The sequence below is a fragment of the Pseudomonas sp. P7759 genome, from assembly GCF_013386445.1.
GTDB classification, from domain to species: domain Bacteria; phylum Pseudomonadota; class Gammaproteobacteria; order Pseudomonadales; family Pseudomonadaceae; genus Aquipseudomonas; species Aquipseudomonas azotoformans_A.
This window is the reverse complement of sequence record NZ_JACART010000010.1, coordinates 80,548-104,530: the sequence shown is the minus strand read 5'-3', so window position 1 is coordinate 104,530 and position 23,983 is coordinate 80,548. Positions and strand designations below refer to the sequence as shown.

At 59.4% G+C, this 23,983-nt stretch carries 20 protein-coding genes; 8 read left to right on the top strand and 12 right to left on the bottom strand.

The window, feature by feature from the left end; genetic code table 11:
* The first annotated feature begins 131 nt into the window (after positions 1–131).
* The 3 genes from HX823_RS13405 to HX823_RS13395 all read left to right on the top strand — a co-directional run bounded on the left by HX823_RS13405 (position 132) and on the right by HX823_RS13395 (position 4,407).
* Positions 132–920 (top strand): VacJ family lipoprotein, encoded by a 789-nt coding sequence (locus HX823_RS13405; RefSeq protein WP_177075148.1) that lies wholly within the window; start codon positions 132–134, stop codon positions 918–920.
* Between the two features lie 449 nt (positions 921–1,369).
* Positions 1,370–3,253: an alkaline phosphatase D family protein gene (locus HX823_RS13400; RefSeq protein ID WP_038846703.1), complete on the top strand. Its 1,884-nt coding sequence runs from the start codon at positions 1,370–1,372 to the stop codon at positions 3,251–3,253.
* A 140-nt stretch (positions 3,254–3,393) separates the two neighbouring features.
* Positions 3,394–4,407, top strand: coding sequence for a diguanylate cyclase domain-containing protein (locus HX823_RS13395; RefSeq protein WP_038846705.1), 1,014 nt, complete (start codon positions 3,394–3,396; stop codon positions 4,405–4,407).
* A 12-nt stretch (positions 4,408–4,419) separates the two neighbouring features.
* On the opposite strand, the gene HX823_RS13390 is transcribed toward HX823_RS13395, so the two are convergent.
* Complete coding sequence (locus HX823_RS13390) at positions 4,420–5,448, bottom strand: amino acid ABC transporter substrate-binding protein (RefSeq protein ID WP_177075147.1); 1,029 nt, start codon at positions 5,446–5,448, stop codon at positions 4,420–4,422.
* A gap of 144 nt (positions 5,449–5,592) precedes the next feature.
* Between HX823_RS13390 and HX823_RS13385 the strand changes: the two genes are divergently transcribed.
* Positions 5,593–6,492, top strand: a complete 900-nt coding sequence (locus HX823_RS13385) for a LysR substrate-binding domain-containing protein (RefSeq protein ID WP_177075146.1) — start codon at positions 5,593–5,595, stop codon at positions 6,490–6,492.
* 83 nt (positions 6,493–6,575) lie between these two features.
* A complete protein-coding gene (locus tag HX823_RS13380) occupies positions 6,576–7,826 on the top strand; it encodes an aspartate aminotransferase family protein (protein WP_177075145.1) in 1,251 nt (416 codons plus the stop codon).
* Here the strand turns inward: HX823_RS13380 and HX823_RS13375 are convergent.
* Entirely contained in the window at positions 7,823–9,847 is a 2,025-nt protein-coding gene (locus HX823_RS13375) for a c-type cytochrome (protein ID WP_177075144.1), read from the bottom strand. The genes HX823_RS13380 and HX823_RS13375 overlap by 4 nt on opposite strands.
* Before the next feature lie 230 nt (positions 9,848–10,077).
* Between HX823_RS13375 and HX823_RS13370 the strand changes: the two genes are divergently transcribed.
* Together HX823_RS13370 and HX823_RS13365 are read left to right on the top strand one after the other, a co-directional pair.
* The gene (locus HX823_RS13370) at positions 10,078–10,365 is read left to right on the top strand and encodes a type II toxin-antitoxin system Phd/YefM family antitoxin (RefSeq protein WP_177075143.1); all 288 of its coding nucleotides are present in this window, start codon (positions 10,078–10,080) and stop codon (positions 10,363–10,365) included.
* A gap of 100 nt (positions 10,366–10,465) precedes the next feature.
* The gene (locus HX823_RS13365) at positions 10,466–11,188 is read left to right on the top strand and encodes a hypothetical protein (RefSeq protein ID WP_038846720.1); all 723 of its coding nucleotides are present in this window, start codon (positions 10,466–10,468) and stop codon (positions 11,186–11,188) included.
* A gap of 46 nt (positions 11,189–11,234) precedes the next feature.
* On the opposite strand, the gene HX823_RS13360 is transcribed toward HX823_RS13365, so the two are convergent.
* From HX823_RS13360 to hmpA, 10 genes are all read right to left on the bottom strand, one after another.
* Entirely contained in the window at positions 11,235–12,434 is a 1,200-nt protein-coding gene (locus HX823_RS13360) for an MFS transporter (RefSeq protein ID WP_177075142.1), read from the bottom strand.
* 174 nt (positions 12,435–12,608) lie between these two features.
* Positions 12,609–13,301: a LuxR family transcriptional regulator gene (locus tag HX823_RS13355; RefSeq protein ID WP_033896218.1), complete on the bottom strand. Its 693-nt coding sequence runs from the start codon at positions 13,299–13,301 to the stop codon at positions 12,609–12,611.
* 142 nt (positions 13,302–13,443) lie between these two features.
* Positions 13,444–14,535 carry a pyridoxal phosphate-dependent aminotransferase gene (locus tag HX823_RS13350; protein WP_177075141.1) on the bottom strand — a complete coding sequence of 364 codons (1,092 nt, stop codon included), beginning with the start codon at positions 14,533–14,535 and terminating at the stop codon, positions 13,444–13,446.
* Between the two features lie 145 nt (positions 14,536–14,680).
* A complete protein-coding gene (cyoE, locus tag HX823_RS13345; protein WP_003194050.1) occupies positions 14,681–15,568 on the bottom strand; it encodes a heme o synthase in 888 nt (295 codons plus the stop codon).
* Positions 15,569–15,579: 11 nt separating this feature from the next.
* Positions 15,580–15,921, bottom strand: coding sequence for a cytochrome o ubiquinol oxidase subunit IV (cyoD, locus tag HX823_RS13340; protein ID WP_010206434.1), 342 nt, complete (start codon positions 15,919–15,921; stop codon positions 15,580–15,582).
* On the bottom strand, positions 15,921–16,547 hold the full coding sequence (locus HX823_RS13335) for a cytochrome o ubiquinol oxidase subunit III (RefSeq protein ID WP_010206435.1): 627 nt from the start codon (positions 16,545–16,547) through the stop codon (positions 15,921–15,923). The genes cyoD and HX823_RS13335 overlap by 1 nt, the downstream gene beginning before the upstream one ends.
* Before the next feature lie 3 nt (positions 16,548–16,550).
* Positions 16,551–18,569 carry a cytochrome o ubiquinol oxidase subunit I gene (cyoB, locus tag HX823_RS13330; RefSeq protein WP_033896216.1) on the bottom strand — a complete coding sequence of 673 codons (2,019 nt, stop codon included), beginning with the start codon at positions 18,567–18,569 and terminating at the stop codon, positions 16,551–16,553.
* A gap of 3 nt (positions 18,570–18,572) precedes the next feature.
* Positions 18,573–19,514, bottom strand: a complete 942-nt coding sequence (cyoA, locus tag HX823_RS13325) for a ubiquinol oxidase subunit II (protein ID WP_028617882.1) — start codon at positions 19,512–19,514, stop codon at positions 18,573–18,575.
* A gap of 791 nt (positions 19,515–20,305) precedes the next feature.
* Positions 20,306–20,812, bottom strand: a complete 507-nt coding sequence (locus HX823_RS13320; RefSeq protein WP_033896215.1) for a disulfide bond formation protein B — start codon at positions 20,810–20,812, stop codon at positions 20,306–20,308.
* Positions 20,813–21,023: 211 nt separating this feature from the next.
* On the bottom strand, positions 21,024–22,205 hold the full coding sequence (hmpA, locus tag HX823_RS13315) for an NO-inducible flavohemoprotein (RefSeq protein ID WP_038842236.1): 1,182 nt from the start codon (positions 22,203–22,205) through the stop codon (positions 21,024–21,026).
* Positions 22,206–22,352: 147 nt separating this feature from the next.
* Between hmpA and norR the strand changes: the two genes are divergently transcribed.
* The gene (gene norR / locus HX823_RS13310) at positions 22,353–23,876 is read left to right on the top strand and encodes a nitric oxide reductase transcriptional regulator NorR (protein ID WP_177075140.1); all 1,524 of its coding nucleotides are present in this window, start codon (positions 22,353–22,355) and stop codon (positions 23,874–23,876) included.
* Positions 23,877–23,983 lie beyond the last annotated feature (107 nt).

Below are 23,983 nucleotides of genomic sequence, written 5' to 3'. Positions count from 1 at the left end.
TCTAAAACCATTCGGCGCGGCCCGTCATATATTTCAACCCTGCAATAAAACGTCAACCGCGCAATAAACCAGACATCTTTGCGCAAGGCCGCAATGCCAGCATCGGCCTCCCTTTTGCGGAGACTGTGCCCATGCGCTCGCTGACCTACCCCCAGCATCTGGCTCGCCAGGCCGTGCTGTTGTTGACTGTGTCTTACCTGACGGGCTGTGCGAGCCCGGCGCCCGTAACGCCCACCACGCAATGTGCACAGGTGAACTACCCGGTGTATGACCCGGCCGAACCGGTCAACCGGGGGGTGTTTGCCTTCAACCGTGCGGTGGACGACTACGCCCTGGCTCCCGTGGCTCGCGGCTACCGTTACCTGCCGGATTTTTTCCAGCAGGGTGTGCATAACTTCGCGAGCAACTTCAGCGAGCCGAAGGTGTTTATCAATGATCTGCTGCAAGGCAACCCGCGACGTTCGGTCAATACCCTGGGGCGTTTTGCCGTGAACACGACGATAGGCGTGGTGGGGCTGTTCGATGTATCCGACCGCCTGGGTATCCCGCGCCACACAGCGGACTTCGGCCAGACATTCGGCGTGTGGGGCATGGGCAGCGGCCCCATTGTTGAATTGCCCTTGTTGGGCACCAGCAATAGCCGGGACGCCGCGGGCAAGGTCTTGAGCTTCCTGGTCTCGCCGCTGGGCGACAGCGATACGGTACAGACCCTGGGCACCCTCAGCCTGGTCGGCGGTACGGTCGATACACGGGCATCGCTCTTGCCGCTTACCGACAGCCTGCAGAAGCTGCCGGATTACTACAGCGCGTTGCGTAATGTGGTAGCGGAAAATCGGGCGGCGTTTGTGCGGGAGGGCAAGCAAGGCGCTACATCTCCCGGCCTAGACAGTTGCGCGAATGGCGCCTCTGACGACTTTTGAAAAAAGGCGCCAACGCCAGTCATATCTTGCAGCAGCGCGTTTATAGCCGGTCCTTCTCACCCTCTATAGGTTTGGCCTCACTTCGCTGCGAAAGGCGAAGTAATCCTCTACTCCTATAGAAGGAAACATCCATGCTTAGCGCAATCAATCACTCACTGGGCAACTTTCAATACCCCCCACTGCAGCAGGATGATGCAGAGCCCCAGCGCAGGAAGCGCAGCATTGACGCAACACATACTCAACAGAGCGTCGCTGATCCTGAAAGCGCGGCCGGTAATGATCGGCGCCGTAAAACCGGAGGTGGGCTAGACAGCCTCGGTAGAGGCAATCTGCTTTAAACCGCATTAGACGAAGGGCAGTGCACGGCCCTTCGTACTCTCACTTAACAAAACCATGACATTCACTGGATTAATCTTGCCGGTTCAATCCAGCCTGGAAACCTCATCTGCATGCCGAACACCGACACACTGCCCGCCGTATTGGCCGGCCCACTGTTGCGACGCCTTGAACCACGGCGCCTGGTGTTGTGGCTGGTAGGGAGTCGAGCACTGGAATTGACGCTGGCATTGCCTACGCAAACACGGGTGATCTCGCCAGACGAGTGTCAAGTCGTACGCGTGGGTCGCCATGCTTTTATCCACCTGATTGATGTGCCGTTGGACGAAGCGCTGCCCCTGGACATGGCGATCAGCTACGACCTGCGGTTTGACAACACCGGCATCGCCGACTGGGCACCGCACCTGCTGTACGCCAACGCCCAACTCCCGAGTTTCGTTTTGCACAGCCGCATCCATCAATTGGTCCATGGCTCCTGCCGCAAACCCCACCACAGCGCCGATGAGGGCCTGCTGTGTGTCGACCGCCTGTTGGCCGATGCCCAAAGCCCGAGCGACCGCCCGGCCCTGCTGATGATGAGTGGCGACCAGGTCTACGCCGATGATGTGGCCGGGCCGATGTTGCGGGCAATCCATGCATTGATTGCGCGCCTGGGTTTGTTCGATGAGTACCTGGAGGGCGCGGTGGTCGATGACAGCGCCAGCCTCTATGGACACAGCGCCAGTTACTACCATCGCGCCGACTTGCTGCCTGCGCTGGACAGCAACGAAACCCTGCGCGAACGCTTCTTTGGCGGTGTGAAAAAGCCGATCTTCACCAGCAGCACCGCCGACAACCACCTGGTGACCTTTGCCGAGGTCATCGCGATGTACTTGCTGGTGTGGTCTCCAACGCCCTGGACGCTGATCACGCCTCAACCGCCGCATCTGAATGCAGAACGACAGCAGCGTTACGCCCGCGAACAAATACAAATAGATCGATTCCGCGACGGCCTGCCAGGCGTCGCGCGTGTCTTTGCCCACCTGTCCACCTTGATGATCTTTGATGATCACGACATCACCGATGACTGGAACCTCAGCGCCCAATGGGAAGAGACCGCCTACGGCCATCCCTTTTCCAAACGCATCATCGGCAACGCCCTGCTGGCTTACCTGCTGTGCCAAGGCTGGGGCAACCAACCGGATGCATTCGGCGAACTGGTCAGCCAGACCCAGGCGCTCACTGCTCAGCCTCAAGCCAACCATCTGGACGCCGCTGCGCAGGATGAACTGCTCGAAACACTGCTGAAATTTCAACGCTGGCACTACGTATTGCCTACCACCCCTGCCCTGGTGGTGCTCGATACCCGAACCCGCCGCTGGCGCAGCGAGTTCACCCTCAAGCAACCTTCAGGCCTGCTGGACTGGGAAGCCTTGAGCGAACTGCAACAGGAGCTACTGGACCACCCCTCGGCCATCATCGTCTCGCCCGCGCCGATCTTTGGCGTCAAGCTGATCGAGACGGTGCAGAAAGTCTTCAGTTGGTGCGGCCACCCCTTGCTGGTGGACGCGGAAAACTGGATGGCCCATCGCGGCGCTGCACAGGTGATCCTCAATATCTTCCGCCACTCACGCACGCCAGGTAACTACGTGATCCTCTCCGGTGACGTGCACTACTCGTTCGTCTACGAAGTGCTGATCCGCCATCGCAACGCCGGCCCCAGGATCTGGCAGATCACCAGCAGCGGCATCAAGAACGAATTTCCACCACGATTACTGGAGTGGTTCGACCGCCTCAACCGCTGGCTCTACTCACCCCGCTCGCCCCTCAACTGGTTCACGCGCCGCCGCACCATGCAGGTGGTGCCACATATTCCTGAGCATGCCGAAGCGGGCGAACGGTTATGGAATTCGGCGGGTATCGGCCAGGTGTTTTTCAATGAAAGAGGTCAGCCTGAAGCGATTTACCAGCACAATGCGGACGGAAAGGTGCCGACGAGGATGACGGCCCCAAAATAATAGCCTATAGCCATCAATCATAAGCCGTACATCTACCCTATTCAAAGCCTCCAGCCCCCGTTGTACAGTAGCCCCAGCCACGGAGTATCGGCGACAACAGTGGCAGGCTTCAGATGCCTGCCTACGCAAGGGATGCGCAGATGAACGATACCTCCGACAATAATCCGTTAAAGCAGGATTTCTCTCACTTCAACGCCGACATGCTGCACACCGTCCTGGAGCTGGTCAGCGACGGGATCTGGGACTGGAACGCCAATACCGGGTTCGTCTACCGCAACCCCGGCTGGTACGAAATGCTTGGCTATCATCGCCATGCACTGGAGAACAGCGTGTTCACCTGGGAGAACGTGATCCACCCGGATGACTACCCCGACGTGATGAAGGTGTTCGACGACTACATCCACCGTCGCGCCCCCCACTACCAGGCCGAGTACCGTTGCCGTAAAAAAGATGGCAGCTACCTGTGGATCGAAGACCGCGGCTACGTGATTGCGCGCAATGCGGATGGCTCGGTCGCGCGCATGGTCGGTGCCCATCGTGATATTCATCTGCGCAAATGCTCCGTCGAGCAGTTGGAACGGCGTAATCAGTCCCTTGAAGCGCTGGTGGCCGAACGCACGCGCGAGCTGTCGCGGGTCAATCAGCAGTTGCAACTACAGTTGGATGAAAATCGCTCCCTGGCCGAAAGGGATGCCTTGACCCTGGTCGCCAATCGTTACCGTCTGGAAAAAGTACTACAGGAAGAGTGCGAGCGCGCCCAGCGCTTTCGCCTGCCGTTGGCGCTGATCGCGATGGACGTCGATGACTTCAAGTCCATCAATGACCGATACGGCCACGGTGTGGGCGATCAGACGCTGGTGCAGGTGGTTGAATGCCTGCAAAGCTGTATCCGCCCAGGCGACCTGCTGGCCCGATGGGGCGGCGATGAATTTGTGCTGGTCTTGCCCAAAACCTCATTGGCGATCGCAAAATCAATGGCGGCTAGTATCCGTTTGAAGTTGAAAAACAGCCCGCACCGGGACGACTTCAAGGTCACCTTGAGCCTGGGCGTGGCCGAGCGTCAAACCGATGAGCCTCCCACTGCCCTGATCGCGCGCGCCGATCAAGCGTTGTATCGCGCCAAGGCAGCGGGGAAAGATGGGGTGTCCGAATGACACCCCAGTGTGTCAGCGAACCGGCGGCGCGTACTGGATGCCGCCGTTGTTCCACAGCGCATTAAGCCCGCGCTTGATCTTCAGCACACTGCCCTGGCCGATGTTGCGCTCGAACACTTCGCCGTAATTACCCACCTGCTTGACGATCTGCACCACCCAATCCTTGCGCAGTTTCAGGTCCTTGCCGTATTCGCCGTCCGCCCCCAGCAACCGCGCGACATCCGGGTTCTTGGTGGTCTTGGCCTGCTCTTCGACGTTCTGCGAGGTGATGCCCATTTCCTCGGCATTGAGCATCGCGAACAGGGTCCATTTGACGATACTGAACCACTCGTCATCGCCTTTGCGCACCAACGGCCCCAGCGGTTCCTTGGAAATCACTTCCGGCAACACCACGAACTCATCCGGGTGGGCCATCTTGATGCGCTGGGCGTAGAGGCCCGACTGGTCGGTAGTCAGCACGTCGCAACGCCCGGCTTCAAGGCCCTTGGCGCTTTCATCAGCGGTGTCGAAGGTGATCGGCGTGTACTTCATGCCATGGGTGCGGAAGTAATCGGACACGTTGAGTTCGGTGGTGGTGCCGGCCTGGATGCACACGGTGGCGCCGTCCAGTTGCTTGGCTGCGGTGACGCCCAGTTTGTTGTTCACCAGGAAGCCGATGCCGTCGTAGTAGGTCACGCCGGTGAACACCAGGCCCATGCCCGAATCACGGGAACTGGTCCAGGTGGTGTTGCGTGAGATCAGGTCGATTTCACCGGATTGCAGCGCGGTGAAGCGTTCCTTGGCGGTCAACTGGGTGAATTTCACTTTCGACGCATCGCCGAAAACAGCCGCTGCCACGGCGTGGCACACGTCCACATCGATACCGGTCATCTTGCCCTTGCTGTCCGGTACGCCGAAGCCCGGCAGCCCGTCACTGACGCCACACTGGATAAAGCCTTTTTTCTGGATGGCGTCCAATGTCGCGCCAGCCTGGGCGGTGCTCGCCAAGCCCAGCACGGCAGTGGCACCGATGGCGGCCAAAGTAGTTTTGAATGGGTTCATGCAAGGCGCTCCCTGTCATTCCTTATTATTCGGCGCTCCACAGCCCGCGCCGGTTTATAGTGCTGCCGGGCAGTATCAACGGCTTTGCGCCACTGCTACAAACGACCTTTAGGCAAAGGCTCCTTCCGATTTGGAATGAAGTGCATGATTTCAAAACGCTTGACCCCTTCGATGACGGCCTTGCAATGCTTCGAAGCCGCCGCCCGCCATTTGAGTTTCACTCGCGCCGCCGAAGAGCTGCACCTGACCCAGAGTGCGGTGAGCAAGCAGGTGGCGCAGCTGGAAGAGATGCTTTGCCATAATCTTTTCGAACGGGTGCGCCAGCGTTTGTACCTGTCGCCAGCGGGCTCGCTGTACCTGGCCGAAGTACACAAGATCCTCACCCAAGTGGATATCTCCAGCCGCTACATCCTCACCTACGGTGGCGAGACCGAGGTGCTGCGCATCGCCACCCAGCCCACCTTCGGTGACCGCTGGCTGGTGCCCAAGCTGAAGGACTTTGCGGCGAAACATCCGAATATTCATTTGGACGTGCGCAACGAGCTGGAGCCTTTCGACGTGTTGCAGGCCAAGGCCGATATCGCGTTTTTCTTCGGCCAGGGCTCATGGCCGGGGGCGACCTGCATCGAGCTGTTCCGTGAAGCGGTGGTGCCGGTGTGTGCACCTGGATTCGTCGCCGACGGCAGCGATGCCTCGTCGCGCCACACCTTGCTGCAATGCACCTCGCGCCCGGAAGCCTGGCACGAATGGTTCCTGGAACAGGGCCTGCATTCGCAAAACAGCTACCATGGGCCGCGTTTCGACACGTTCTACATGTGCATCCGCGCAGCACAATCAGGCTATGGCGTGGCGCTGGTGCCGCAGTATCTGGTGGCGGATGAATTGGCCCAGGGCAGCCTGATGATTCCCTGGCACTATGCGATGCCCAGCAGCGGCGCGCACTTCATCGCCCATGCCGAACATGCCGGCGAGATTCCCAAGGTGAAAGCCTTCCTCAACTGGATGGTGGAGTACGTCGGCACACATCCCGACTTTCAGTCATGACCCGGCGACTTTATTTCGTTTGCGGCAAGGGCGGGCGCCCGGCTTAGATAAAAACAAGCCCGTCACTGCCGAGTCCCCGATTCATGAGCCGCGAAACCATCAGCCAGTCGATTTCCATCGTTCACCCCATCAGCCTCAGCCACGGCAAAAACGCCGAGGTCTGGGACACCTCGGGCAAACGCTATATCGATTTTGTCGGCGGCATTGGTGTGCTCAACCTCGGTCATTGCCACCCCGGCGTGGTCGAAGCCATTCGTGACCAGGCGACTAAGCTGACCCACTACGCGTTCAACGCAGCACCTCACGCGCCTTACATCGAGCTGATGGATCGTCTTACCGCATTTATCCCGGTGGACTACCCCGTCAGCGGCATGCTCACCAACAGCGGCGCGGAGGCGGCGGAAAACGCGCTGAAGATCGTGCGCGGCGCCACCGGCCGTACCGCGGTGATCGCGTTTGATGGCGCCTTTCACGGCCGTACTCTGGCCACGCTCAACCTGAATGGCAAGGTCGCGCCCTACAAACAAAAGGTCGGGGTACTACCCGGCCCTGTGTATCACCTGCCTTACCCCAGCGCCGATAACGGCGTGACCTGCGCCGAGGCGCTGAAGGCCATGGACCGCCTGTTCAGCGTTGAAATCGACGTCAACGACGTGGCCTGCTTCATCATCGAGCCGGTGCAGGGCGAAGGCGGGTTCCTGGCGCTGCACATCGAATTCGCCCAGGCGCTGCGGCGCTTTTGCGACGAGAACAACATCCTGCTGATTGCCGATGAAATCCAATCGGGCTTTGGCCGTACCGGCGAGCGTTTTGCTTTCTCGCGCCTGGGGATCGAGCCGGACTTGATCCTGCTGGGTAAAAGCATCGCCGGCGGTGTACCGCTGGGCGCCGTCGTGGGGCGCAAAGCGTTGATGGACAATCTGCCAAAAGGTGGCCTGGGCGGCACGTACTCCGGCAATCCCATCGCCTGTGCAGCAGCGCTGGCAACGCTGGATGCAATGACCGATGAACACCTGAAAACCTGGGGCTCACAGCAGGAAGAAGCCATCGTCAGCCGTTATGAGGCCTGGCGTGCACAAGGCCTCACACCCTACCTCGGCCGCCTGACGGGCGTTGGTTCCATGCGCGGTATCGAACTGGCCAACGCCGACGGCACACCCGCGCCGAAACAGCTGGCCCAACTACTCGGCCTGGCGCGGGACGCCGGCTTGCTGCTGATGCCCAGCGGCAAGTCGCGGCACATTATCCGCCTGCTGGCACCGCTGACCATTGAGCTTGCGGTGCTGGAGGAAGGCCTGGACATTCTCGAGGCCTGCCTCAAACAGTTGGACTAGTAACGCGCATCGACAGGTTTACCGCCGTTCGGCCAGTCCTTGACCTTGTCCGGGAAATCCGGGCGCGGTTGGCCGGAGAAATACGCCGCCACGTCTACCGCGTCCTGGTCCGACAAACCGCCCTGCCCCAACGGGAATTTCTCATGGAAGCCAATCGGCATGTTACGTTTGACGAACGCCGCCGCCGTGTAGGTGCGGGCCATGCCAGCACCGATGTTGAACGATTGATCGCCCCACAGCGGCGGGTAGATCAGTTCGCCATCGGCCCGTGCCAGGCCCTGGCCGTTGTCGCCATGGCACACCGCGCATTGCTTGGCGTAGACCTGTTTGCCATTGGCCAGGTCCGGCTTGATCGCCGGGTCGACCTTGCCCACGCCGCGCCCGGCCACCTTGTCTTCGGGGCGGGTGTTGTTTTTCATCCAGTCGAAGTAGGCAACCATCGCTTGCATGTCCGCCGATTGCGGCGGCAGGGGTTTGCCATTCATCGAGCGGCGCAAGCAACCATTGATGCGCTCTTCCAGGGTCACCACCTTGCCCGCGCGCGGTGCATAGCTGGGGAAAAACGCCGAGACGCCCACAAACGGCGAGCCATCCGCCACCGTGCCAGCGTTGAGATGGCAACTGCTGCAATTGAGTGAATTGCCGACGTTGTCGGGCAGCAGCTCTTTGGTTTGCAGGTGCAGGCGCATACCTCGAACCACCTGGTCGGCGTTGAGCGCCGCAAGCAACTCGGCCAGGCGCGGGGTTTCGAAGGCCGACGAATCGGTGGTAGCTGGGTTGAGTTGGTCGCGCAGTTTCTTCACCTGGACAGCGCTGATCGGCGTGCCTTCGTTACCCCAGCGGGTGCGCACGAAGCTGAGGATTTCGGCGATTTCCTGATCCTTCAAACGGGCGAAACCCGGCATGGTGTAGACCCGTGGGTGCGTCGCCGTTTGTGCGGTTTCCCAGCCCGTCAGGGTGATGTGCAACAGTGACGTCGGGTTGCTGGACGCAATGCTCGGGTTGCCGGCCAGGGGTGGGAACAGACCTTTCACGCCCGCACCATCGCTGCGGTGGCAGTCGCTGCAGAACTGCATGTACCCGAGGCCGCCACGGCTGGTGAACAGATCCGCCGGTGGCGTGGCAGGCGCCAGGGCCACGGACGGCATGGGCAGGTCGTCCTTGCCGGGCGGCAGCGACTTCAGATAGCTAGCGATGGCGGTCAGGTCATCATCGCTGAAGTGTTGGGTGCTGTGGTGAATCACATCGGCCATGTTGCCGGCGACCGTGGCAAAGCGGTTCTGCCCGGTCTTGAGCAGTTGCACGGTGTCTTCCACCGTCCACAGGTTGCGCAGGCTCAGGGCACGCCAATGCTCGACGGTTTCTCCGGCCAGGTAATGCTGGCCGCTGGAGCCTTCGTCGCTCAGGGCTTTTTCCTGGAACGCGATGCCCCGTGGCGTGTGGCAGGAGCCACAGTGGCCCAGGCCCTGGACCAGGTAGGCGCCACGATTGAGCTGTTCGTCGCGTGCCGGATCCGGCGTGAAGGGTTGTTTATCGAGGAAGGCGAAATTCCACAATGCCAGGCCCCAGCGCTGGTTGAACGGGAAGCCCATGTCCGCCTCAAGATTGGCCTGCTGCAGCGGCTGGACGCCTTGCATCAGGTACGCAAACAGGGCGCGCATGTCGGTTTCGCTCATCTTGGCGTAGGAGGGATACGGCATCGCCGGGTACAGGTTCATCCCCGTCGGCGTCACGCCTTCGCGCATGACGCGGTCAAACTGCTCGAAGGTGTAGGCGCCAATGCCGGTTTCGCGGTCCGGCGTGATGTTGCTCGAAAAGATCGTGCCCATCGGCGTGCTCAGTTCCAGGCCGCCGGCCATCACCTTGCCCTGCTTGGCGGTGTGACAGGCGATGCAGTCGCCCAGTTGCGCGACGTATTTGCCGTGTTCGATCAGCGAAGCGTCGGCAACGTTGGCGTGCAGGGGAAGAGACAAGCAGAGCGTCGCCCCCAGCAAGGCCAGGCGGGAAAGGGAAAGCGCCATCGCATTAGTCCTTTAATAACCTGGCGTGGGGCGGTCCCCTTGGCGCAGGTCAGTGGTCGTTTTTATGGGTTTATCAGGCCAGGACGTTGTAACGGGTTTAGCGAACAGGGGTGTTGATATGGGTCAGGGCGAAACGGATGGCAACAACAGGCACTTGACCGTTGATAAGATGTCCTTTGAAGACCCGTGCATAATTCTGTAGGTTTCAGCCATCGAACGAGGACACCACCATGGAGACCGTCACCTACGCCAACGCCCGCGCCCATCTTTCCGAAACGATGAATCGGGTCAACGAAGATCGCATCACACTGCTGGTAATCCGGAAAAAAGGTGAGCCTGTGGTGATGATTTCGTTGTCAGAGTTCAATGCGCTTGAAGAGACAGGCTATCTGCTGCGCTCGCCAGAAAATGCCAAACGCCTCATCCGCTCAGCCAACACCCTACTGGCCCGCAAAGCCAAAGTAGTTGATTTAAGAATAAAAATACCCGCGTCCCCCAAGGGCAGAGCCGACTACTGAATGAATTTACCCGCCGGAACCTCACCTTGACCTGACCTCCCTGCCCCCTGAAAATGCCCGACGCTTTTTTGTCCTCGTTTACTGAAGTAGTGAAATTTCAATGTCCGATTCTTACACCGAACAATCCGCCCCCGAAGAATCCGTAGTCGCCTTGCACGCCAAAGCTGAATACGAAAACGCCATCAATCTTTCACAGCATCTGCCTGCGGCCAAGATCATCAGCGAGATGGTGCTGGACGCTTTCCACACGTCCAAGGAAAGCGACCAGATCCGCGAACTGCGCGTGGCCATCCGTCAGGCCCACGATGCTTTCGACGACGACAAGGCCTACGACCTGATGGGCCAGCTCAAACAACTCAAGGACGCCGAGGCCGCTGACAACGCCGCCCTGGAAGACCTGAGCAGCCAATTCTCGATCAGCCGCATCCTGTCCAGCTTCAAGGACGATCCCGAGTTCCAGGAGCTTGTGTACGGCCTTGCGTTGAAAGTGCTGAACCAGAGCCACCAGGCCATCAGCAACCCGAGCGCCGGCAAGAGCAAGGCTTCACGGCCCAAGAAAGAAGCCGAAGTGTTTGTGATCAGCAAGGATGGCATCAGCGTCACCTTGCCGCTGCGCACGCCGCGCTCCAAGCCGAACGTCGACCGTGAAGCGTTCGAGTTCCTGGGCTTTGCATTCGTGGGTGAAGGCAGCGAAGCGGAGCTGGAAAGTGAAACCTTCGTCGACAACAGCGGCACCGAGCAACCGGTCACCCGCAAGAGCATCGTGACCGCGTTGCAGCAACAAAGCGCCTTCGACGGCTACGCCATCAGCGCCCAGTCATGACCTAGTGCAACGAGGCGTCCGCGCAATGCAGTGCGCCTCGTCCCCCTCAGGCCTGCTTGTTCCAAAGCACCGTCGAGGTTTTCATCACTCCAACGGCGACGGCGAACAGCAACAAGGTAAAACCTGCCAACAACCATGGCGACGGCAAGGACGGCCGTGACACCAGCATGAACGCCAGCGACGGCGCGATCATGACGCCGATATTCACGCCTGCCGAGTAGTAGCCAAGGTTGCGGTCCACCGTGCCACGGCTGGAAATGCTGCTGATGTAGTGGGTAATGCCGGGGAACACGATCATCTCGCCAAGGCTCCACAGCACCGTGGCCACCATCAACAATGCCCCCACCTGCCCGAATCCCATCAGGAAGAAGCCGACGCCCGCCAGCAGGAACCCTGCGACCAGCGAGCGGCTACTGGACACATGCGCCATACGCAGGTTGATCGGCACTTCGAACACAATCACTAACAGCGCATTGATGAAGAAGATGATGCCCACGTAGTAGGTAGGCAGCGAGGTGTAATGGATGATGAAGGCCGACAGAAACGTGGGGGGCAAGGCGTAAGCCACATGCACCGGCAGTGCCGCCAGCAATATCACCAGCAGCCGCGAGCGTTCATGGGCCGCCACCTCGGGCAACCCCTCGCCTTTGCCGGCAACGGGCAGGCCCGACGTCGTGGGTACTGCTCGCCCGAACACCAGGCACGCACCGAAGGCCAACAGCGACAGGCCCGCGTTGATGTAGAACACCGCATCCGCATTGCGCAGGAACACCAGGCTTCCCAGCAAGGGCCCGATGGCCATCCCGATATTGATTGCCAGGCGGTTACAGGAAAACGCCACTTTGCGAGCATCCAGCGAGCTGTGAGCAACCGTCTCGGAGTAAGTCGCGGGCGTGAACGCTTCGTAACAGGCGCCCCAGAGAAAAGACAGCAGCAAGAGTGCAAGGGTGTTGTCCACCGAAGGGATGATCAGCAGCAGCAACGCATTGAACAGCAGTGAAGCCAGGATCACCCGATGCGCCGAGAAACGCTTGATGACCGCGCCGATAACCAGGTCGGTGCATAACGCTCCGGCACCGTACAACCCCACCAACAGCCCCGCAGTGCCCGACGATACGGCGTGTTGCTGAATCAGGTACGCCGCATAGAAGGGAAACGCGAGGGTCCCCATACGGAACACCAAGGTGATCATGAACAGTGACTGCAGCCGAGCATTCAGGCTGCGCAAGGCTCGGTAAGTGCCCATCATCGGGACACCTTGCAACCGGTTTCGCAACGTTTCATGGAACCGCTCCCTCGCCATGACGATGCCGGCTCATCCGGCATCGGACTCAATAGCGGGGAAACGTAATGCACCTCTGGCCGGCCAACAAGCTGCCTATATGGACAGGTAGACAGCAGCGCCGGACCCGTTCGGGGCTTATGACGGGGAACGTATGTAACCCAGTTCCAAGGCCCTGCGAACCGCTGACTTGCCGTTGGTGACGTCCAGCTTGGCGAAAATGTTGGTCATGTGGAATTTGACCGTATGGGACGTCATGCTGGTCAGGAGCGCCACCTCGTTGTAGGTCTTGCCCAGGCTCGACCAGGACAACACTTCAGTCTCCCGGGGAGTCAGCACGTTAGGCCGCTCGACGGGCGGGCGGTTTTCCAGGGCCTCGTCATAGACCGACACCAACAACATCTGCAGCTCACTCTGGTTCGCCAGCACTGTCTCGCGAAACTGCTGGCCTTCACCAAAGCTGCAAAGGTTAAGCACCGAGTAGAAGCCCTGATTGCCATGCACGATGAAACTGGCGCCTTCGCCCACCGGCTTGCACGGGCCCGGCACAGGCACCGCGTCGGCGGCAGGTTTGAGCAGGTTTTCGTCACTCCAGAAAAACGGCTTGATGCGTTTGCGGGTGAGGGAGACCAGCCGGTCGCGCCGATAAAAATCATCGGCGGTGTCGGACTGCTCCAAGGCTTCGGGGTAGTTGGAAATGATCTCTGCTTCATCTAGCGTCGGCCCGCACTGGTAGACCTCGAAATGTCCCAGCCCGCGCCGGCTCAGTTCGACGTCGAGTAATTGCCGCACGGATTCGGGCGCATCGTGGGGTTGGGCATTGCGTCGCATAGGTATCGTCCTTGATCGTTGACTACGGAATGAGCCCGGCGACCTGAGCTGAAGGCTTCTCTCCCGAAGCGCTTGAGACAACGTCGACTCATCGCGTAAAAAATACGCCGTAAAGGACGAGAATGAAACAGGTCTCAGGGGCTTAAATACTCACGATCTGCTGCGCGAACACCTCGCGAAAACGCTGCATTTCCGGCTTGTTACCCACCGTCACCCGCACCCACTGCGGCCAGCCTTTAAACACTCGTCCGATCAGCACGCCCTGCGCCGCCAGCTTTTCGATCACCTGCTCCGCCGGTTGCTTCACGTCGATCATGAAGCAATTGGCCTGGGAGGCGGTGCAGGTGAATCCGCGCACCTTCAACCAGGCTACGGTTTCATCACGCAGTTGATTGTTGAGCGCCTTGCGTTGGGGCAACAGCTTCACGTCCTCCAGGCTGGCCAGGCCACCGAGCAGGGTGGTGCCGGCCGGTACGTTGTCGCCACCAAACACGGCCAGTCGCTCCAGCAACGCTGGATGCCCGATGGCCAAGCCCAGGCGGGCGCCAGCCATGCCGTAGATTTTCGAGAAGGTGCGCAGTACCAGCAGGTCGTCGTGGTCCTTGGTCCAACTGACGACACTGGGCACGTCAGCGAAGTCGATGTAAGCCTCGTCCACCACCAACACGCTGCCTTTGGGCTTGTTCGCCAACGCGTGGCGGATGGCCTCGGTCGGTGTAATAGTGCCAGTGGGGTTGTTGGGGTTGCACAGGTAGAGCATGCCGGCCTGCGGATCGGCGGTGAGCATGGCCGGAATGTCGTGGGCATGGTCGGCATCCAGGCTGACTTCCTTCACCGGCGCCTTGTTCGACTCGGCGGCCTGGCGCGGCACTTCATAAGACGGTGTGGCCATCACCAGGCCGCGGGTTTCGGTGGTGAATGCGAGTACGGCATAACGCAACGCGGCCATGGAGCCTGCAAACACTGCCACCTGTTCTTCGGCAATACCCTGCTGCTGGGCAAACAGCCCGGCCAACCTGTACATATGTCCGTAAGGATAGCGTCCGGAGGTGGCGATGCCTCGCTGCATCGCTTCACGCGCAGCACCTGAGGGGCCGTAGGGGCTTTCGTTGTAGTTGAGGCGTACCTTGTCAGACTTTGCCGGCGGCGGCGCTGCCATCGCCCAATCCAGCCGCCCCAGCAATGGCAGGGCAGCACTTACAGCGAGAAGGGACCGACGACTAACGCTGACCATGTGGCAACTCCTTGTTGGCGAGGGATGGATTCGCACAGCTCGTACTCAAGGGTATGACGATAAAAATACCCAGGGATTTAAACCACCGCCCAAGAAAAAGCCCCGCGCTTCTCTCGAAGGCGGGGCTTTTTCACTGCGGGACCACTCAGTGAGCGTAGGTCAGCAACAGCTCTTTCGGCACTTGGAAATCCAGGGACATCATCACGCTGAGCGCGGTGATGGTGAAGATCGAGAACACGAACAGCTTGCGTGCCCAGACGGTGTCATCCACCGCCTTGTAGCCGGTCCAGGCCATGTACAACCAGTACATGCCCATGGCGGCGGCGACGGCAAGGTAGCTCATGCCGGCGTAGCCACTGAAGGTCAACATCAAGGTCGCCACGAGGAAGGCCAGGATGTACAGCAGGATGTGTTTCTTGGCGACCTGGATGCCACGTTTAACCGGAAGAACCGGAATTGACGCGGCCAGGTAGTCATTGAAGCGGAAAATCGCGATGGCGTAGGAATGCGGCATCTGCCACAGGCTGAACATCACCAGTAGCGTCAGCGCGGCCATGTCGAAGCTATTGGTTACAGCCACATAACCAATCACCGGCGGCATCGCCCCCGACAGACTGCCCACCAGCGTGCCGTGAACCGACTTGCGCTTGAGGTACAGGCTGTAGAGGCCGACGTAGATGACAAAACCGATCACGGCAAACAGCGCCGCCAGGGGGTTGGCCACCTTGTACAACAACGCCACACCGGCAACACCCAGGACGGTCGCGTAGATCAGTGCCAGTTTCAGGGAGATAAGGCCCTGCACCAGCACGCGATTCTTGGTGCGCTCCATCTTGATATCGATGTCACGGTCGATGCAGTTGTTGAACACGCATCCGGAAGCTACCACCAGGGAAGTGCCGATCATTGCAGCCAGGAAGATGGCCAGATCGACATGTCCCTTGGAGGCCAGGAAGAAACCGCCCGCCACAGAAAGCACGTTACCGAAAATGATCCCCGGTTTGGTGATTTGGATAAAGTGCTTAAGCGACATCGGGTCTTACCTCACTTCGCCATCATGAACGTATGGATGCTGAACATGATCCATATCGACAGGCCAACCAGCAGCAGGATTACCAACCCTGCGAACACGAACGCAATCACGTTATCGCGTTGCTCTTTGGAGCGGTCCAGGTGCAGGAAGTACACCAAGTGAACCAGAACCTGAATCACCGCGAATGCCAGCACGATCATCAAGGTGATCGACTTAGGCAGGGTCGGGTACATCACCAGACCGAACGGGATGAGCGTCAGGATTACCGACAGGATGAAGCCGATGGCGTACGACTTGACGCTGCCGTGGCTTGCATCATGGCTGTCATGGTCATGGGAGTGTGCATTAGCCATTACAGAGTCCCCATCAGGTAAACAACGGTGAAGACGCAGATCCAGACCACGTCCAGGAAGTGCCAGAACAGGCTCAGGCAGCTCAGTCGAGTCTTGTTGGTGTTGGTCAGGCCGTGTTTATTGACCTGATACATCATCACCGCCATCCACAGCAGGCCAGCCGTTACGTGCAGACCGTGGGTGCCTACCAGCGTGAAGAACGCGGACAGGAAGCCGGAACGGTGCGGGCCGTAGCCTTCGGAGATCAGCAGGTGGAACTCGTTGATCTCCATGCCGATGAAGCCCAGGCCGAACAGGAAGGTCAGTGCCAACCAGCTCAGTACGCCTTTCTTGTTGCCCTTGTAGAAGGCCAACATGGCGAAGCCGTAGGTGATCGAACTGAACAACAGCAAGGCGGTTTCGCCGAGCACGTAAGGCAGTTCGAAGATGTCGTGGCCCGACGGGCCACCCGCTACGTTGTTTACCAGTACCGCGTACACCGCGAAGATCGACGCAAACAAGATGCAGTCGGTCATCAGGTAGAGCCAGAAACCGAAAACGGTCATCGGCCCCGAGTCGTGGTGATGGTCATCGTGCCCATGGTCATCGACATGGGCGTGTCCAGCATTGGTCACTAAGTTCGACATGGTTTAAGCCTGTTCCAACGAGGTTTCTACACGGTTGGCCGGGATCTTCTTCTCGGCTACCAGGCGAGCGTGTTGCTCGGCTTCGATGCGTTCGATCGTCTCGACCGGCACCATGTAGCCTTGATCGTCACGCGCGGCGTGAACGATGAAGTAACCGATAGTGCCAACCAGGCCCACGATTGCCAGCCACCAGATGTGCCAGATCATCGCGAAACCGAACACGGTCAACAGCGCACCCATCACCACGCCAGTGGCGGTGTTGTTTGGCATGTGGATCGGCTCGTAGTGCTTAGGACGCTGGTACGCAGTACCGTCTTCCTTGGCTTCGGTGAACGCATCAATGGTGTTCGCAGTAGGGATCACGGCGAAGTTGTAGAACGGCGGTGGCGACGAAGTCGACCATTCCAGGGTGTGGCCATTCCATGGGTCGCCGGAGTCGCAAGCGTTCTGCTTACGGTCACGGATGCTCACGTACAGTTGGATCAACTGGCAGGCGATACCTACAGCGATCATGATTGCACCGAACATGGCAACGTACAGGTACGGCACCCACTCAGGGTTGGTGGTGGCGTTCAGACGACGGGTCATGCCCATGAAGCCCAGTGCATAGAGCGGCATGAACGCGACGAAGAAGCCCGAGATCCAGAACCAGAACGCAGCCTTGCCCCAACCTTCGTGCAGCTTGAAGCCGAACGCTTTCGGGAAGTAGAAGCTGAAACCAGCGATGTAACCGAATACCGCACCACCGATGATCACGTTGTGGAAGTGAGCGATCACGAACAGGCTGTTGTGCAGGACGAAGTCAGCACCCGGGATGGCCAGCAGTACGCCGGTCATGCCGCCGATGGCGAAGGTCACCATGAAGCCCAGGGTCCACAGGACCTGGCTGGTCATGCGCAGACGACCGTGGTAGATGGTGAACAGCCAGTTGAATAGCTTCACCCCCGTCGGGATGGAAATCAGCATCGTCGCCAGGCCGAAGAAGGCGTTGACGCTGGCCCCCGAACCCATGGTGAAGAAGTGGTGCAGCCATACCATGAAGCCCAGTACAGAGATCGCGCCCGATGCGTAAACCATCGAGTGGTGACCGAACAGGCGCTTGCCGGTAAAGGTCGAGATCACTTCGGAGAAGATACCGAACGCTGGCAGGATCAGGATGTACACCTCAGGGTGACCCCATGCCCAGAACAGGTTCACGTACATCATTGGATTGCCACCAAGTTCATTGGTGAAAATGTGGAAATCCAGGTAACGGTCAAGCGACAGCAGCGCCATGGTAGCGGCCAGGATCGGGAACGAAGCCACGATCAGGACGTTGGCCCAGGTGCAGGTCCAGGTGAAGATCGGCATGTCCATCAGTTTCATGCCAGGGGCGCGCATTTTCAGGACGGTGGCCAGGAAGTTGACCCCCGTCAATGTCGTCCCGAGTCCTGATAACTGTAGCGCCCAGATGTAGTAGTCCACACCTACGCCAGGGCTGTATTGCAGGCCCGACAATGGCGGATACGCAACCCAACCGGTCTTGGCGAATTCGCCGACGCCCAGGGACAGGTTGATCAGCACAACGCCGGAGACCAGCAGCCAGAAGCTCAGGGAGTTCAGGAACGGGTAGGCAACGTCACGGGCACCGATCTGCAGCGGCAAGGCCAGGTTCATCAGGCCGGTAAAGAATGGCATCGCCATGAAGATGATCATGATCACACCGTGGGCGGTGAAGATCTGGTCATAGTGTTCAGGCGGCAGGTAGCCAGGCGAACCCTCGGTGGCCATGGCCAACTGGGTACGCATCATGATGGCGTCGGCAAAACCACGCAGCAGCATGACCATGGCAACGATGACGTACATGACACCGATTTTCTTGTGGTCGACAGACGTCAACCACTCGGTCCACAGGTAGGTCCACTTCTTGTAATACGTAATTGCTGCAAACAGTGCCAGACCACCCAGCGCGATCATGGCGATGGTCACCATTACGATCGGCTCGTGGAACGGGACCGCATCCCAACTTAATTTACCAAACATCGTTTACTCCTCTGCCCCAGCAGTTGAATGCGAGCCCGTGTCAGAACCTTCAACCGCGGCCACTTCTTTCTTCTCGTGCTTGACCGGCTTGCCTGGCTTCATACCTTCGTACTTGTCGACGATTTTCTGAAACAGGTCCGGCTCATACGCGGAGTACAGAGCGACTGGGTTGTTCTGGCTTGGTTTGGTCAGGGCGTCGTATTCAGCTTGATCAAGCTGTTTAGGTGCGGCCTTGACTTCGGCTACCCAGGCGTTGAAACCTTCCTGGCTCGTCGAGATCGCTTTGAATTTCATGCCGGTGAAGCCAGCGCCGCTGTAGTTTGCGGAGATGCCTTCCATTTCAGCTTTTTCGTTGGCGATCAGGTGCAGGCGAGTCTGCATGCCTGCCATCGCGTAGATCTGACCGCCCAGGGCTGGGATGAAGAACGAGTTCATCACGGCGTCGGAGGTGATCCGGAAGTTCAGCGGAGTGTTCTCCGGGAACTGGATTTCGTTGACGGTGGCGATACCCAGGTCCGGGTAGATGAACAGCCACTTCCAGTCCAGCGCGACCACTTCGATGTTGATCGGCTTGACGTCGGATTCCAGCGGACGGTACGGGTCCAACTCGTGGGTCGACTTATAGGTGATGTAACCCAGGGCGATGATGATGAGGATCGGCACCAGCCACACTGCGATTTCAATCTTGGTGGAGTGCGACCACTTCGGCGCGTAGGTGGCGCTGGTGTTCGACGCGCGGTATTTCCAGGCGAAGGCGAAGGTCATGATGATCACAGGCACCACAACCAACAACATCAGCAGGGTGGCGGTGATGATCAGGTTTCGTTGATCCAGACCGATCTGTCCTTTTGGGTCCATCAAGGTCCACTTGCAGCCTCCCAGCATTAACATCATGCCCAGCAGCGGCAAAAAGCCTAGTAATCGGGGGTACCTGTTTTTACTCATCTCACGACCTCTAAAGCAGCTTGCGCAATGCAGTTGGGTTTTGATCGCCAACACTTCACCCTGCCAAGGGTTGGCATTTCTCTTCGATTGAATAAGAGCCTGCCCATCACGCCATCTGTGGCGTTTCACGGACCTGCGGTGAGTTCTTATTCGATTTCGTGGTTAAAGGCCTTGTTACAGACCAATTCCATTTGGTGCGGATAGTTGAAAGGCTGTCGGAACCTTGGGGTCGCACAGAGCCGTCCATCTGCCCCTCGACCGCTCCAGTGCTCAAATATTGAACAGCACCGGACATTCAGTGCGGGCGATTGTAGTTAGCTAGCGATGTATAAACCATGTCTTATAAAGAAATAATTTTTATCGATTACAGCAATAATCCTTCACCAATATTGCAAAGGTTCGCGATCTTATCGCGTTAGATTCTCAACAAAAACCACAAAAATTGCCGTGTTATAGGGCAATCCGCCACAGTCCTTACGCGCTGTAAGGGCATGCCAAACCGATGCAAGCCCCCATAAAACAAGGCATTCGGACATCACCCAATTGCTGGCGCGGCGCGAGGTCCGTGGCCACGTCAGAACCACGAACTGACAGCACATCTTGGCCGTTTTATGCAAATTTAAGCGGCCGTTCGGCGGGTCAGAAACGTCCTGCGGCAGCTTCCGTGTGACAACATGTCGCACACTGCGCACACCCAAAGTTGTCCGGCGTCACGCTCTGTTCACAAATCCCTACACGCAAAAACGCCCCGGCCTTCGCTCAAGAAGGACCGGGGCGTTTCACGAATGGGCTCAGGATTTGCGCTGGCGATTCCGGTAAATGCCCAACGGCACCAGGATCACCGTCAGCACGAACGCGACCAGCGCCCACTGCGCCAGGGACAGGCCCAGCACGGGCGGATACGGGGTGCTGCAGAAGCCATCGACCTGGAAGCCCAAGGGGAACACTTTGGCCAGTGGCAGGTCATCGACGATCGGTTGCAGCACATCGATGCCGCAGCTGACCTGGGGGAAGAACTGGGTGTACACGTGGTGACCGGCTGCGGCCACACCGCCGAGGGCGCTGAGGATCACCAGCCCTTCGAAAAACGTGAGCGCCCCTTTGGTGCGCATGGCTGCGCCGATGAACGCGAAGATCGCGATCAACAGCAAGGCGTAGCGTTGCAGGATGCACAGCGGGCATGGCGCCTCGCCCAATACCACCTGCATGTAAAGCGCACCGCCGATCAGCGCCAGGCAGATGATGCCCAGCAACACCAGAAAGCGCCGCTCCCTGCCTAAACGCAATTCGTCACTCATTTCCGGTTCCCTTTGTTTGGTTGTGCCAATGGCCGCAAGTTTACACACAGGGAGTGGTTTAAACAGAGGGGGGTTAACGGGGGATTAATCTTGGGAAATGCAAAACAAAATGTGGGAGCGGGCTTGCCCGCGAAAGCGTTGTGTCAGTCACTCATGCATCGACTGACACACTGCATTCGCGAGCAAGCCCGCCCCCACATTTTTGACCGTGTTATTCCAGCGCCGCAGCCGGGCCGAAGAACTCGTAGCGGCTTTGCTTCTCTGGCACGCCCAAGGCCTTGAGGTGGCGCTTGATCGCGCCCATGAAGCCTTTAGGGCCAAGGAAGTAGGCGTCGATATCGCGCTGTTCAGGCAACCACGCCGCAAGCTGTTCCTGGCTGAGCAAACCCACCTTGTCCGCCGCCGGGCTCACGCCATCATCTTCGGAGTAGCAGTAGAAGCGCTTGAGCTGCGGATGCTGTGCTGCCAACGCATCGACCCAATCACGGAACGCATGCACCCCACCGTTACGCGCGCAGTGGATGAAGTGCACCGGGCGCTGGGTAGCCAGGGCGGCTTCGAGCATCGGCAAGGTTGGCGTAATGCCGACCCCGCCGCTGATCAGCACCAGCGGTTTGTCGCTGGCCGCCAGGGTGAACTCACCCGAAGGCGTGAACAGATCGATGGTCGCGCCGACATGCAGTTGGTCGTGCAGGTAGTTGGACACGCGCCCGCCGGCTTCGCGCTTGACACTGATGCGGTACAGGCCCGAATCGGTCAGGGCCGACAGCGAATAGTTGCGGCGCACTTCCTCGCCATCGAGCACCAATTTCATGCCGATGTATTGGCCTGGCGCGGCGGCGAGAATCGGGCCGTTATCTACCGGGGCAAAGTAGAAGGAGATGATTTCGTCACTCTCCACCACGCGCTTGACCACGATGAACGGCCGCGCACCGCGCCAGCCACCGGGCGCCTGGGCCTTCTCTTCATAGATCGCCGCTTCGGCGCCAATCAGGATATCCGCCAATTGGCCGTAGGCCGCGCCCCAGGCACTCATCACTTCAGGGGTCGCAATCTCGCTGCCCAGCACTTCGGAGATCGCACGCAGCAGGCAGGCGCCGACGATCGGGTAATGCTCCGGCAGGATCTGCAGGGCCACGTGCTTGTTAATGATCTTGGCCACCAAGTCGCCCAGTTGGTCCAACTGGTCGATATGCCGCGCATACATCAACACGCCATTGGCCAAGGCGCGGGGTTGGTCGCCGCTGGCCTGGTGGGCCTGGTTGAACAGCGGGCGAACTTGCGGGTACTCGGAAAGCATCATGCGGTAGAAATGGGTGATCAGCGCTTCGCCACCGCTTTCCAGCAGGGGCACGGTGGATTTGACGATGGCACGGTCTTGGGCACTAAGCATGGGAGCCTCCTGGGCTTCTTTACTGATTGACTTTATCTACTCAGTATTCGTGCCAACTAATAAAACGTTAAATTTCAATGATTTATTTAAGTTGTAGTCAGTATGACTTCCTACAACGTATAGTCACAAGGACTACAAGGAGTCATTATGACTGCGCAATCGCTGCTCACTACCCTGCTGCCCCTGGTCGCTGACCTGTCCCGCGAACTGCCCGAAGGCGAGCGTTACCGTCGCCTGTTACAAGCCATGCGCGCCCTGCTGCCCTGTGACGCCGCCGCGCTGTTGCGCCTGGACGGCGAATGGCTGGTGCCGCTGGCCGTCGACGGCCTGAGCGCCGACACCCTGGGCCGGCGCTTCAAGGTCAGCGATCACCCACGCTTCGCCGTGCTGCTGAGCAGCCCCGGCCCAACGCGTTTCGACAGTGACAGCGAATTGCCCGACCCTTATGACGGATTGGTGGATGGGTTGCACGGGCATCTGGAAGTGCACGATTGCATGGGCTGCCCGCTGTTCGTCGACGATCAGCCCTGGGGCCTGCTGACCCTGGACGCCCTCGACACCGAGCGCTTCGAGCGCGTGGAACTGGACGCTCTGCAAGCCTTCGCCAGCCTCGCCGCGGCTACCGTCAACGTGGCCGAACGCATTGAACGCCTGACCCTGCGCGCCGAAATCTACCGCGAGGCCAGCGGCCAGCAGCACAAGGAGATGATCGGCCAGAGCAAACCCCACAAGCGCCTGGTAGAAGAGATCAAGCTGGTGGGCGGCAGTGACCTCACTGTGCTGATCACCGGCGAAACCGGAGTTGGCAAAGAACTGGTGGCCCAGGCCATCCATGCCGCTTCGACGCGCGCGGATAAACCGCTGATCAGCCTCAACTGCGCCGCCCTGCCGGAAACCCTGGTGGAGAGCGAGCTGTTCGGTCATGTGCGCGGCGCCTTTACCGGCGCGCTGAACGAGCGTCGTGGCAAGTTCGAACTGGCCAACGGCGGCACGCTGTTCCTCGACGAAGTGGGCGAACTGTCACTGACCGTGCAAGCAAAACTGCTGCGGGTGCTGCAAAGCGGTCAGTTGCAACGCCTGGGCTCGGACAAGGAACACCAAGTGGATGTGCGCCTGATCGCCGCCACCAACCGCGACCTCGCTGACGAAGTGCGCAATGGCCGCTACCGCGCCGACTTCTATCACCGCCTCAGCGTCTACCCGCTGCAAGTGCCGGCGCTGCGCGAACGCGGGCGCGATGTGTTGCTGCTGGCCGGTTTCTTCCTGGAACAGAACCGCTCACGCATGGGCCTGGGCAGCCTGCGCCTGACCAGCGACGCCCAGGCGGCGCTGCTGGCCTATAACTGGCCGGGGAATGTACGGGAGCTGGAACATTTGATCGGGCGCAGCGCGCTGAAAGCCTTGGGAAACTGTCGCGAGCGTCCGAAGATTCTCAGCTTGAATGCCCAGGACCTGGACCTGCCCGACGTCAGCGCACCCGTGATCGAAGCACACACCGACGTGATACCCGTCGTGACCGGCGACCTGCGTCAAGCCACCGAGCACTACCAACGCCAGGTCATCAGTGCCTGCCTGGAGCGCCACCAGCACAACTGGGCCAGCGCCGCCCGCGAACTCGGCCTGGACCGCGCCAACCTCGGCCGGATGGCCAAGCGCCTTGGAATGAAATAACCCAAACAACTCGGTCAAATGTGGGAGCGGGCTTGCTCGCGAATGCGGTCTGTCAGTCACCAAAGGTATCGACTGATCCACCGCTTTCGCGAGCAAGCCCGCTCCCA

Excerpts from the sequence above, each read along its gene's own strand:
- HX823_RS13380 (WP_177075145.1), top strand. The coding sequence starts at position 6,576 with ATGAGCCGCGAAACCATCAGCCAGTCGATTTCCATCGTTCACCCCATC.
- HX823_RS13405 (WP_177075148.1), top strand. The coding sequence starts at position 132 with ATGCGCTCGCTGACCTACCCCCAGCATCTGGCTCGCCAGGCCGTGCTG.
- HX823_RS13395 (WP_038846705.1), top strand. The coding sequence starts at position 3,394 with ATGAACGATACCTCCGACAATAATCCGTTAAAGCAGGATTTCTCTCAC.
- cyoD (WP_010206434.1), bottom strand. The coding sequence starts at position 15,921 with ATGGCTAATGCACACTCCCATGACCATGACAGCCATGATGCAAGCCAC.
- HX823_RS13355 (WP_033896218.1), bottom strand. The coding sequence starts at position 13,301 with ATGCGACGCAATGCCCAACCCCACGATGCGCCCGAATCCGTGCGGCAA.
- HX823_RS13400 (WP_038846703.1), top strand. The coding sequence starts at position 1,370 with ATGCCGAACACCGACACACTGCCCGCCGTATTGGCCGGCCCACTGTTG.
- cyoE (WP_003194050.1), bottom strand. The coding sequence starts at position 15,568 with ATGTCGCTTAAGCACTTTATCCAAATCACCAAACCGGGGATCATTTTC.
- hmpA (WP_038842236.1), bottom strand. The coding sequence starts at position 22,205 with ATGCTTAGTGCCCAAGACCGTGCCATCGTCAAATCCACCGTGCCCCTG.
- HX823_RS13350 (WP_177075141.1), bottom strand. The coding sequence starts at position 14,535 with ATGGTCAGCGTTAGTCGTCGGTCCCTTCTCGCTGTAAGTGCTGCCCTG.
- HX823_RS13365 (WP_038846720.1), top strand. The coding sequence starts at position 10,466 with ATGTCCGATTCTTACACCGAACAATCCGCCCCCGAAGAATCCGTAGTC.
- norR (WP_177075140.1), top strand. The coding sequence starts at position 22,353 with ATGACTGCGCAATCGCTGCTCACTACCCTGCTGCCCCTGGTCGCTGAC.
- cyoB (WP_033896216.1), bottom strand. The coding sequence starts at position 18,569 with ATGTTTGGTAAATTAAGTTGGGATGCGGTCCCGTTCCACGAGCCGATC.
- HX823_RS13390 (WP_177075147.1), bottom strand. The coding sequence starts at position 5,448 with ATGAACCCATTCAAAACTACTTTGGCCGCCATCGGTGCCACTGCCGTG.
- HX823_RS13385 (WP_177075146.1), top strand. The coding sequence starts at position 5,593 with ATGATTTCAAAACGCTTGACCCCTTCGATGACGGCCTTGCAATGCTTC.
- cyoA (WP_028617882.1), bottom strand. The coding sequence starts at position 19,514 with ATGAGTAAAAACAGGTACCCCCGATTACTAGGCTTTTTGCCGCTGCTG.
- HX823_RS13360 (WP_177075142.1), bottom strand. The coding sequence starts at position 12,434 with ATGGGCACTTACCGAGCCTTGCGCAGCCTGAATGCTCGGCTGCAGTCA.
- HX823_RS13320 (WP_033896215.1), bottom strand. The coding sequence starts at position 20,812 with ATGAGTGACGAATTGCGTTTAGGCAGGGAGCGGCGCTTTCTGGTGTTG.
- HX823_RS13375 (WP_177075144.1), bottom strand. The coding sequence starts at position 9,847 with ATGGCGCTTTCCCTTTCCCGCCTGGCCTTGCTGGGGGCGACGCTCTGC.
- HX823_RS13335 (WP_010206435.1), bottom strand. The coding sequence starts at position 16,547 with ATGTCGAACTTAGTGACCAATGCTGGACACGCCCATGTCGATGACCAT.
- HX823_RS13370 (WP_177075143.1), top strand. The coding sequence starts at position 10,078 with ATGGAGACCGTCACCTACGCCAACGCCCGCGCCCATCTTTCCGAAACG.